At 40.1% G+C, this 12,468-nt stretch carries 4 protein-coding genes and 1 pseudogene; 2 read left to right on the top strand and 3 right to left on the bottom strand.

What is annotated here, in order from left to right:
• The 3 genes from HT703_RS08030 to HT703_RS08020 form a co-directional block, all read right to left on the bottom strand.
• Positions 1-5,605, bottom strand: a 5,605-nt coding sequence (locus HT703_RS08030) for a YSIRK-type signal peptide-containing protein (protein WP_172930024.1), incomplete at its 3' end; no start/stop codon positions are given.
• A 413-nt stretch (positions 5,606-6,018) separates the two neighbouring features.
• The gene (locus HT703_RS08025) at positions 6,019-6,816 is read right to left on the bottom strand and encodes a Nif3-like dinuclear metal center hexameric protein (RefSeq protein ID WP_172930023.1); all 798 of its coding nucleotides are present in this window, start codon (positions 6,814-6,816) and stop codon (positions 6,019-6,021) included.
• A complete protein-coding gene (locus HT703_RS08020) occupies positions 6,803-7,480 on the bottom strand; it encodes a tRNA (adenine(22)-N(1))-methyltransferase TrmK (RefSeq protein ID WP_054392872.1) in 678 nt (225 codons plus the stop codon). The genes HT703_RS08025 and HT703_RS08020 overlap by 14 nt, the downstream gene beginning before the upstream one ends.
• A 388-nt stretch (positions 7,481-7,868) precedes the next feature.
• On the opposite strand from HT703_RS08020, the pseudogene HT703_RS08015 reads away from it, so the two are divergent.
• Positions 7,869-9,065: pseudogene (locus HT703_RS08015) on the top strand (MFS transporter).
• 188 nt (positions 9,066-9,253) lie between these two features.
• The gene (locus HT703_RS08010; RefSeq protein WP_054392874.1) at positions 9,254-12,400 is read left to right on the top strand and encodes a DEAD/DEAH box helicase; all 3,147 of its coding nucleotides are present in this window, start codon (positions 9,254-9,256) and stop codon (positions 12,398-12,400) included.
• Positions 12,401-12,468: the final 68 nt, after the last annotated feature.

Here is a 12,468-nt window from a genome sequence, read left to right as displayed (position 1 = left end):
TAGATTTCTCTACGTTTTCTGTCGATGGAATTTCTTTAGTTGTTCCATCTGGTAATGTGACAGTTACGTCTCCATTGTCTTTTACAACTACGTTGGTGGCTGTTGGGTTAGCTTTCGAAACGGCTTCTTTAACTTTGGCTTTTTCGGCTTCTGTTAAATGCGCTGGGTCTGCTACTGGCGTTACCTCTACCTTAGATTTCTCTACGGTTTCTGTCGATGGAATTTCTTTAGTTGTTCCATCTGGTAATGTGACAGTTACGTCTCCATTGTCTTTTACAACTACGTTGGTGGCTGTTGGGTTAGCTTTCGAAACGGCTTCTTTAACTTTGGCTTTTTCGGCTTCTGTTAAATGCGCTGGGTCTGCTACTGGCGTTACTACCAGAGCTGTCTTGTCTGCTTTGTCGACTAACTGCTCTTTCGCTTTGTCTAACTTACCTTGCGCTTCTGTTACTTTTTCTTGCGCTTCTTGAACTTCAGCTGCTGTCGCATTGTCACCTTTAGCTAATACTGCTTTGGCTGCTTCCTTCGCTGCTGCAACATCTGCTTCTGCTTCTTTCTTAGCGGCTTCGTATGCTTGAATACTTTCTGGTGTCTTACCTTCTGTACTTACAGCTTCATCTAACTTCGCTTTATCCTCAGTTAGTTTATTTTTCGCTGTAGTTGTCGCTGCGGTTGTTACGGCATCTTCTGCCGCTTTCAAGGCTGCTTTGGCTGCGTTTACTTTCGCTAGCTCTGCTTGTACAGCTTCTGGTGTCGCATTGTCGTCCGCTATTACTTTTTTCGCTGCTTCCACTGCTTTATCCGCCGCTTCTTTTGCTTTAGTATATGCGTCAACTTTGCTTTGTGGCTTGTCATCTGTAGTTGGTTGACTTGCTACTTCGCTTGCTAAGTCGTTATTCGCTTGCGTTAGAGCTGTCTTGTCTGCTGGTTTCACCACATACGTTACTCTTACGTTTTCTGTACTTTGATCTGTATAAGTAACAACAACGTCAAGAGTATAGTTCCCTACTGTAGTTGGATACTGTGTTCCTTCTTTCAGTACAGCTGATGCTTTGTTAGCTACATCTACAGCAGCAAGTAACTCTGCATTTGTAGGATTTTCACCGATTACTTTTGTAATCGTCTTAGTCGTCGGGGCTGTGTGTTCTGGAATAGGATGATTTTGGTTATTTGCTTGAGATTCAACATCGCCATTTCCTCTAGTAGAGGCTGTTGTGATATTTGTATTCCTGTTCACTTTTGTATAGTCAAGCGTAACCTTACCATTTGCTAGACTGATACCATCTGGTAAGGTTGTTGAAGAACTCCAATTATTTCCTCGTTTAACCAGTGTTACTGTGGCATTGGTATTTTGTTTGTTCTTATAAGTTAAGGTCACTTTTTCTGCATCTGTCGGTAATGTAACTTCTACATCTCCATTTTGACGTGTAGCACTAGTTGTTGCACTCGGTTGTTCAAACTTAGCCTTAATTCGTTTAGTTTCTGAAATTTTCGTTGCGCTAGAAGCTTTTACCGCAACTTCCGTCCCGTCTTTTACTAAACTTTTTGGAAGGGTAAAGCTATTGCCACTAGCTGTAATTTCTGCAACAGCACTCCATCCTTGATCAGTTTTTCTAAAATGTTGTGTTTCTGAACGATTACTAGTTTGATTATGATAAGTCAAATCAAACTCAGTAGCTTCCTGCGGTACAGTAATTACAACCGAACCATCTGGTTGGGCTATACCACTTACATCCTCTAATCTTCCTAAAACCTTAGTAGTAGCTGCTATACTAAAGTCAGAGCCGTCCTTCTGCTGCTTAACTGTAACTGTTGAACCTGCTTCTGCTGTTTCAGCTTGGATTAGGATTTTGCCCAGTCCATTTTCATCATTTATAATCGAAATTGTGCTATCTGCATTGGCGTCATCCTTATTCCAGTTGCTACCAGTTTTAGTAAAACCAACAGTTTTTTCTTGTCCAGTAGCATTTGTATACGTAAGCATAACCTTAGTAGCTTCGTCTTGACCTACCATTGATGTTACCGTTAGAGTTTCTTTATCTTGTGAGATAGTTGGAGATTGAGGCGCTTGGACCGTCACTTTTGTAACCAAGTCATCTCGTGAGATAAACTTACTTTCTGATCCGTCCTGACTTGTAACAGTTGCATTTCCATCACTATCCACTGTAACAGTCGCTCCTGGGTTAGCAGCTTGTAGAGCCTTCTTAATCTTTTCAATATCTGAAGAATTTAGTTTCTCTGGATCGGTTACAGGTACTTTCTGCTCTGGGTTGACTAACGGTTTACGGTTCTTTGCAGCTTCTTTTTGCTCTTCTGTCAGCTCCAACAAATCTTTGTGGGAAATCAAGCCACTTGTTCCATCTGGTTGTACAACATAGGCATCTCCATTTTGCCCAACGTGTACAGTAGCACCAGGATTTTTCTCCTGAACCTTCTGAGTAATCTTTTCCAATTCCTCTTTGGTTAGCTTATTTGGATTAGCTACCTTCACTTTTTCAGTTGGTTTTTGGATTTCTTTTGGAGAAGTCGAATCATCTGCAGAATCTGCTTGCCCACTTTGTTTCACAAAATCACTAACAGCAGCTTCTTCCTTTTGTCCATCCGGTCTGGTCACCTGAACCTTACCATCATCTGTTATTTCAACTTTAAATCCTGGATTAGCATCTTCAATAGCTTTTTTTAGCTTATCTTTCTCGGTTTGATTTAGACTACCTGGATTTTCAACGGTAACTTTTTCTGCTGGGCTTACAAAGTCACGGCTAGCTTCTGTAGGAAGTTCTAGTTTAAGCGATTCTGATAGTGGTGATACAAGATAGTCTAAAACAGGTTCATCTGTACCTTCCTTAACCACTGCCGTAACTAGACGAAGTTCCTCATTCCCCACCAATTCTTGTCTATACTTATCAGGAGTAAACTCAACTGTTCCATCCGCCTTAACATCACCACTAGCAAGAATAGTATAGCCAGTAGCTTTTTTAGGCTTATTATCAGAAGCACCTGTGCCTACAGCATCCACATCATTCCCACCTTTAACCAAGAAGGTTTTCAGTTTTGCTTTATCAGGAATATTTGCTGCTTCTCCTTTTGTTCCAGAGTTTGCTTTGATGACCGGTTTTCCTGTAGTCTTTCCTTTCAAACTCTCAGCTGTTGTTGCAAAACTCGGTTTCGTAAATGGAATGTATAGATAGAGTTTTTCTGTCTTGGTTGTATTATCTGCGGTTGTAACCGTAACAGTAATTTGATGGATACCTGAATTGGTTTTGTTAATAGTTCCTGTTAATGGCGTCGTACTACTTAGGAAACCCTCAGGCTCCACTCCACCCTGAACCAAGCCCGTTTTTTCTAAATCAGTTACTTCAATATTTTTGATAGACTTACCACCTGGAACTCGAACCAGCACTTGTAGTTGCTTTCCAGTATAACTGTCAAGATATAGTGCTTTATACTTACTTGTCTCCAAGCTAGAAGCTGCTCCGCCCTCTCCACTTTGTCCAAACCCAATACGAATCTGACTGCTATCGTAGTTGGCTACTTTAGCATCTGATGATTCAGACTCTAAGAGTGAAGTTCGCTTGCCTTCTGCAGTCAAATAAGACTGACCTGAAACACGTGACTTGACAGTATAAGAACCTTTTGTAATAACAACATTTTTGAAGGTTGCATTTCCATCATCACCAGCAATACTGGTTGCTACTTCTTTTCCGTCATGGTAGAGAACCATCTCTACACCTTTGGTTCCGTTAGTTGCAGTGATATCCTTTATCGTCCCTGCTTGCTTTTGCAAATCAGTATTTAAACTTGGTTTTTTCGGTTTCACAACAAAATTTAACTGAACCAATTCACCAGAACCGTCAGCAAAGATTCGCTCTACAAGATAAGATTTCACTCCCGGAGTATTGACGATAGTGTCTGCAGCTTCTTTGTTATTTTCAACTTTGACGCCGTCCTTAAAAAGATTATAAGAAGTTGGATGTGATTCAGCATTATCCCCTACCTTATCCCTATTTTTAAAGTAAGATTCAAGGTCAATGCCTCCATCGCTTTTAGCAATTAAAGATGAAGAGGTACCTGGAGTTGTTGATACATTATTATTTCTCGGCTGCCAAATTTGCCCTTGTACAATCTGATAGTAGCCATTCCCTTCCAACTGAGCCGGATACTTCTCAGCCTGGTCTCCTTCACCGGCAGCTCTACCGTACCACTGATTGACTAGCAAGCGATTAACTGATTTCCCTGACAGCCTAAACCCTTTAACACCCAAGGCGTAATAGAGATTACGGAAAGTCGTATCTGGGGAAGTCGTCTCAAAGGTCAAATGGTAGCTATCATCACGTCCTCCGTCCAAAGAGAAGGTGTAGACTTTCTCGGTTTCATTTTTGATACCAGAGTATTTAGAAGCTGCCTTTTTCTCAACTTCAGTTGGGAAGTTTTTATCAGCATGGTAGTAGAAACCTTTCTGCACCCACCAGTTAACTTCTTCCTTGGCTAAGCCATCCAGACTATCCGTCCGATAACCATAACCTCCACTTTTTGCTGCCGCTCCTGTTGATGCAACAGTCCCCTGCTTTTCATCACTAATTCCATCAGCTGATTGTAAGGCCTTTAGGATTTGATCCTCTCCGTTACCTGCATCTCCACTAGTAGCAGTGGTGCCACCAGTCCTATGATCATAACGAGAAATAGTTACTGAGTTTGCTTTTACAGTGTGGTTTTTAGGTAGGGTAAACCAAAAAGTATTTGATAAGTAGTGGTGTGGACCCCGTCCTACTTTTCCCTTATTGATATCAATCTCCCATTTAAAACCAGTTTCTGTTTTCTTGACTATCCCGTGGATAAAATCTTTCGCTTCCGGAATACGAAACTCTTTTCCGTCCCAATATGCTCTTGAACGTTGCGAACCATAGACATAGGTTCCACGGGCATAAGGTGAACCTGCATGTCCATCTTCTAAAAAGTAGTTGATCCCATCTACATAAGCATTACTTGGCACAGCTATGTAGCCTGAAGGAACTTCTTGTCTGCTTCCTCTTGAACGAGGTTGAATCGCTGTTGTCACCGGAGTGTTTAACGGTTGTTCATCCTGTTCTGTATCATCCTCATCATCGTCAAGTGGAATAGGGTCATAGTCAGACTGGCTGTCTTTGAGCACCCGAGGCTGAAGGACTCCAGTGCTGCTTGTTTTGGCTGCTATCGTGTCAGCAGATCCTGCCCTTTTCTCTCTCACCTGAGAACTTTCTTGAACAGACTCTGGCTGGCTAGAGTCTACTCCAGTAGTTTTAGGGGCAGCTACTGTCTGTCCTTGATTAGATCCTTCCGCTGACCTCCCTTGCCCTTTTATCTCCTTTGTGATCTTACCTTCAGCAAGTTGCTCAAGTACAACCTCCTTCGACTCTCCCTCATCCGACTCCTGCAGAGCCCCATCAGGGTTACCATCAAATCCAGCGACCACGTCATTAGTTGTAGCTGGAGTGACTGTCTCACTCGCTGCTACTGCACCGTTGGCAAAAAACATCAATGCGGCAACCGCAACACTGGCGGCACCAAAGTGGTACTTACGAATGGAGTAACGGAAGACCTTTTCTCTGTTAGACTTTCTAAAATCCATAACTCTTTCTCCTTAAAGATATGATTGAAGAGAACATGTCATTTTCCTCTTCAATTGACAATAATATTAAATAGCAACTTACGACTATTTACCCCACTATACCTCCTATGAAGAGTATACAGTCTAGTAGCAATTATACCACCCCCCCCGAATTTTGCAAGGAAAAACATTTAATTTTTTCTGTTTTTAGAGTATTTTATGGTAAATTATTATCTTTCTAATTATATGTATTGGATTTTTTGATTAAACTGCAAAAAACGAGGACTATTGTATTTTTTTATTTATAAAATTTCGGGTATAAGTTTTACAAAAAAATCCAGTCTCAACAATGTCTCAGAATCACATTTGTACTAGTGTAGTTTCAGTTTACCATAACTATACTAGTACAATTTTTCATTGTCTTCACCTTCTAACTAGATATGGTGGAAAGGATTGGTCGATGCTTGGCTAGGTAAAATCTCTAGTTCCCAACCTTTTTCCTCTTTCCATTGAGTAAGGAGTGCTGCGATTTTTTCCACAAACAGCACTTCGATATAGTGACCTGGATCCAATGCCAGCAAGCCATCAGACAACATATCCTGGGCAGTGTGGTAGTAAATATCACCAGTGATATAGACATCCGCTCCTTTAGCTAAAGCATCCTTATAGAATGACTGCCCGCTTCCACCACAGATGGCCACTCTTGAAATAGGTTTCTGCAAGTCATTCTCTTGATAATGCACCATTCGAAGACTATCTAGGCCGAATACTTGCTTGACATACTGGGCAAAGTCCCCAAAGGTCTGAGTCAGAACATTCCCAATACGTCCAATTCCACGTTCAGAACCTGTCTCCTGAAGATAAGTTATCTCCTCGATTCCTAGCATCTGACAGAACCAGTCATTGAGACCATTTTCAACGATGTCAATATTGGTATGGCTGACATAAACTGCAATGTCATGCTTGATGAGATCAATGTAAATCTGATTTTGTGGACGGCTAGCTACCAAATCCTTGATGGGACGGAAAATCGGCGCGTGCTTGACGATAATCAAATCCACACCCTTTTCAATGGACTCTGCTACCGTCTCTTCACGAATATCGAGAGCAACCATGACACTTTGTATCTCCTTGTCCAAAGTGCCAATTTGCAGACCACGACTGTCTCCCTCCATGGAAAATTCCTGAGGGCAAAAGGCTTCATATGCGTTAATTACTTCACTTGCTAGCATGGAGCACCTCCTTGATGGCTTGAATTTTATCTACTAAAACTTGACGCTCCTCTATATTTTTTTCTGGGATTTGTCCGAGGGCAAACTCTAGCTTAACAGCTTCTTTTTGCCATTTTTGGACAAAGACTGGGCTGACTTCTTTGGACAAGAAGGGGCCAAATCGAACATCACTGGCTGATAGTTTCATTTGGCCTGCTTCCACCACCAAAATCTCGTAAAACTTGCCAGCTTCTTCTAGAATGCTTTCTGCTACAATCTGAAAATCATGGTCTTGTAACCAGATACGCAAGTCGTCTTCACGATTATTGGGCTGGAGGATCAACCGTTCTACATTAGCTAACTTGTTCAAGCCTTCTTCTAATATAGTGGCAATCAAACGACCGCCCATACCAGCAATGGTAATGACCGACACTTGGTCTGCCTCTTCAAAGGCTACCAAGCCATTGGCTAAACGAACCTGGATTTTCTCCTTTAGGCCGTGAGCCTCAACATTTTTAACCGCGGACTGGTAGGGACCTTCTACTACCTCACCTGCAATGGCACTTTCGATTTGTCCTCTCTCAACCAACTCGATGGGCAGATAAGCATGATCACTTCCCACATCTAATAAAATGGCTCCCTGTGGTACAAAGGAAGCTACCAATTCTAATCTCTTTGAAATCATCTTCTCTCACTTTCCAAACTCTATTACCTCTTATTATACCACATTTCAATCCTCAACTTCCCAGTAATATAAGTACCTCTGGCGAAAGAAGTTTCAATGTCCTAAGGTAATAGATGGATTCACTTGAAATATTTTTCGGAAATTTACAGAATTGTCAAAAAATAGGTAATTTATTCAAAAATTCTTGACTTTATAAAAAATATACACTAAAATATATTTAGAAGATTAGAGGAGATAAAAGTTTCACTAAATTTTATATTTGAAGGTAGTATTTAGATAGGAAATTTAGTCAGACGAACCACGAATTTGCTCTATGCTTTCTAGAATTTATTATAAGGAGATTAATATGCATATTTTTCTTAAAAATCGAGCTTTTCGTTAGCTAACAGTGAATGAGTGGATTTCAAGTTTTGGAGACACTATTTTTACTTAGCTTTTATCAATTATGTCTCTTCTTATACGTTTGCTCCCTTAGCTATATTTTTGATCAGTCTGTCAGAAACTATTCCACAGGTTTTGCAACCTTTTTACTGGAGTTATAGCTGATTTTCAAAAAAATCGAATTAGCAAGTATATTTCTATCCTCTTTATCAAAGTCCTCCTTTATTCTGGAGTGACTTTGCTCCTGACAAGTACCGACTTCTCTCTCTTTTCTGTTTTCTTTATTTGCAGTATGAACTTGATTTCAGATACGATTGGTTTTCTTGCAGGATACATGCTGACACCGATTTACATACGGCTAATAAACGATGATATGACGGAGGCTATGGGTTTTAAGCAGTCCACGAGTTCCATTGTACGTTTGATAGGTAATATCAGCGGAGGAGTATTTTTAGGACTGTTTAGCATTTCTACTCTAGCTTTTGTAAATGTTTTAACCTTTTTATTTGCCTTTCTAGGAAGTCTACTTATTCGAAACCGCTTGAAAAAAGAGGAAGAAAAAATCGAAGTTCCTCCTTATGTAGGAATGAGTAGCTTTTTCCAGCATTTGAAAGAGTCAATGAAATTATTGATGACTATGGAAGATGTCATGGTCTTGCTTTGGATTTTGTCCATTAGTCAAGCTGTTTTGATGATGGTAGAGCCTGTCAGTGCGATTCTACTGATTCACCATCCTTTTATGGGTTTGTCAACAGGGCAAAGTCTGGCAATTTTGATAATGATAAGCCTTCTTCATGTTATTTTAGGTGGACTTCTGAGTGGATTTCTATCTAAAAAAATTTCTATTCGCCTGAATATTTATTGGAGTCTATTGATGGAGTCTCTCATTGTTATAGGTTTTCTACGTGGAAGTTTTTTACTTATTTTACTAGGAAGTGCAGGTGATGCTTTCTCGGCAGGAGTATTGAGTCCTCGCTTGCAAGCCATGATTTTTGGAATCATTCCTGAGGAGTTAATGGGATCAGTTCAATCATCCATCAATGTTATCAACTTACTTATCCCAGCTGTCCTATCCCTTGCTCTCGTATTTCTTGCAACAAGTGCTGGTCTGGAAGTTGTTGCTTTTGCTCTTATAATTTTACTACTTATAGCAGCCTATCTAGTTCACCAGATGAAAAACTTACCAAACCAAGAAGAAGTTTAGCTAGAATGTTATGGATAAGTCAGTTTTCACTTGATAGTTTCTATGGAATCGTAATCTCCTTGTAATTGATTATCGATATTACATACAACTATCTGGCAACTGCAAATGTTTCCAATCCCTATCAAGATGCAATTTATGTAAGATAAGTCTATTCTTTTCCTATAAAATCTGATAAGATAGAGAAAAGAATGATTAGAACAGAGGTTACTTCAATGACGGTTCCCGATAGACTACCTGCTCGTATGAGAATGGATGGACGAACTATTTTCCAACAGATAAAAAACTATTTTGATACTGAAAACAAGGAATATTTTAAGCACCCCAATACCTATGATGGTATTTCCATGCATCTGGAGCCCAACATCCTGACCAGTATGGAGCACTTCGATTTGACTGGCTTTCATTGCGAATGTAAGGATTTCCAAAATCAGGGAGTCTGTAAACACTGGGTTGCCATGGATCTTTATTTTCGTAGTCTCCCCCAAGCTATTCAAGAACGCATTGGTAAAGCGAGTCATAAACCAAGTTTTGCCAGCCAACTGATTCCTACTTTGCCATCTGAAGAGCTCCAAGATGAACTGGTAGAAGAAAAAGCTACGGCGCCTTCGCTTGCCCTTCATGGACAAGTCGAAATCCGAAATCATAGCCTAGCCTGGACCTTAAAACTGCAGGTAGAACAAGCTCCTCGTGCCTATGTTATCAAGGATATAGCTCACTTCATTTTTCTCATTTTCCAAGAGGAAGATTACTTTGTTTCACAGAAAATCGGGACAATCAGATTATCCTTGAATCAGTTTAATCAAGCATCCCAAAACCTACTCCTCTATATTAAAAAATATTTTATCGATAGAAATGAACATTCTTATTTCAACTTCAGTTATGGCATTAGCCCTAGAGATTGCGGACGCTATTTAGAGACTCCTGTTAGCTATTTAAACGACCTCGTCCCACTTTTTCAAGCTTTGGATGTCTTCCAATATGTAACCTCAAAAGCCACATACCCTCTTATATTCTTAGATGATAGTCCCTTTATCCCGGAAGAGGAAATTTTTAAAGTTGTCAAATCTAATAACCATTATGAAATCATCAATACAGCTTATTTTGGTTTCATTATTCAAGAAAAACTTTGGATTCGACACAATCACTTCCACATCATCAAAGAAGAGCACCGTTACTTTTTGGATAAATTAGCTACTTGGATCTATCATTATCAAGAAAATTCTCCTCTTATCTTTTCAAAAGAAAATAAGGCTGAACTCATGCAAGTCTGTAATATCATCTCAAACTATGTTCCTATCAGTCTTCCAGATGAATTACAAATCCATGACTTTATCCCCACCTTTGCCTTCTCCAAGACTAGAAATGAAATTGCCCTTAATATGGTGTGGTCCTTTGGAGAAAAACAAGTCCATTCTAAACAAGATCTCCTAACCCTCCCCTATACTTACCAAGCTAGCAAAGCTAGAAAAATCTATCATCAACTGCTTTCTGCTGGTTTCAAAGAGGAATTTCATAGTCTTTCCAAAATCAAAATCGTTGATTTCTTCCTAAAAGAACTCCCCCGTTTTCGTACTCTGGGTCAAGTTCAACTAGATGAATCGCTTGAAAAACTCTTAGTAGAAGATCCTGCTGTCATTGACATTTTTGACGACGAAGGCTTCCTTTCAGTTCAGTTTGATTTTTCTATGATTTCAGAAGATGAGGTTGAAAAAGCTATCCAAGCTTTATGGAATCAAGAAAGCCACTACCAAACCAAGCAAGGAAAGGTTCTAGTCTTTGACGATGAAAGTCTCAAGGTTGCCCAAAGTCTCCAAGATCTTCGCGCTAAATTTTCAGACGGAAAAATCAAGATGCACAAATCTCGTGCCTTTAGCCTTTCTGAAACCTTCAAAGACAATGAGCATATCAATTTTTCTCGTGATTTCAAAAAGATGGCTTATGACCTGACCCACCCTGAAGAATTTGATATCAAGCCTTATGAAGTCAAGACCAAACTCCGCTCCTATCAAAAAGAAGGAGTCAAGTGGCTGAGTATGCTGGATCATTATCATTTTGGGGGAATCCTGGCAGACGACATGGGTCTAGGGAAAACCTTGCAAACCATCACTCTTCTGGAAGCCAACCTTAAACCAGACCAGAAAGCTCTTATCCTAGCTCCAGCCAGCCTTCTTTATAATTGGAAGGAAGAATTCCGAAAATTTGTACCTCACAAACAGGTTGAAGTAGCCTATAGTAGCAAAACTGAGCGTATCAAACAAATTGAAAAATCTGCTACTATCACTATTACAAGCTATCCATCTTTTCGATCTGACCTTAAACATTATCAAAAGCAGTCTTACGACTACCTCATCCTAGATGAAGCACAGATGATAAAAAATAGTCAGACCAAAACAGCACAAGCTTTAAGAGAATTTGATGTCAAAACCTGCTATGCCCTATCTGGAACTCCTATTGAAAACCGTCTCGAAGAGATTTGGTCTATTTTCCAGATAGTATTACCAGGTCTCCTACCAAGTAAAAAGGAATTTTCAAAATTGTCACCTCAACTCGTTGCTAAACTGATTCAACCTTTTGTCCTGCGTAGGAAAAAAGACGAAGTTCTGACAGAATTACCTGAACTGAGCGAGCACCTCTACAGCAATGAACTCAGCAGTTCACAAAAAACGCTCTATCTAGCTCAACTTCGACGCATGCAAGAAATGGTTGCAGGAGCCAGCGCCTATGAGATTAAACGTCATAAAATTGAAATCTTAGCAGGACTAACCCGACTTAGACAAATATGTAATACCCCTGCTCTCTTTTTAGAAGACTACAAAGGGGATAGTGGAAAAATGGACAGCTTATTCGAGCTCCTAGACACCATTCGTGAAAAAGGGTCACGACCACTTATCTTTTCACAATTCACCTCTATGCTTGATCTCATTGAGCAAGAACTAGAGAAAAAAGAAATGTCTCACTTTAAAATAACAGGACAAACACCTTCAGATAAACGTCAAGAAATGGTCAATCTTTTCAATCAAGGGGAAAAAGACTGCCTCCTCATTTCCCTAAAAGCAGGTGGAACAGGACTTAATCTAACAGGAGCTGATACCGTCATCCTCTGTGACCTCTGGTGGAATCCAGCAGTTGAGATGCAAGCCATCGGTCGAAGCCACCGCCTTGGCCAGACCAAACAAGTCGATGTCTATCGCCTTATCACACTTGGTACCATAGAGGAAAAAATACAAGAACTCCAAGAAAGTAAAAAAGAACTCTTCAACACCGTCCTTGAAGGACAAGAAAGCAGAAGCAATCTGAGCGTTGATGATATTAAAGAAATCTTGGGTGTTGAATAAGTGAAAAAGAACTAGAGTAACCACACTTAGTGGGTCTATCTAGTTCTTTTGTAAGCGCGTCATAACAA

Origin of the sequence: Streptococcus sp. 3874 (assembly GCF_013276425.1) — a bacterium.
Lineage (GTDB): Bacteria > Bacillota > Bacilli > Lactobacillales > Streptococcaceae > Streptococcus > Streptococcus pseudopneumoniae.
The sequence above is the reverse complement of the archived record's forward strand: the minus strand, read 5'-3'. Positions and strand labels throughout refer to the sequence as shown.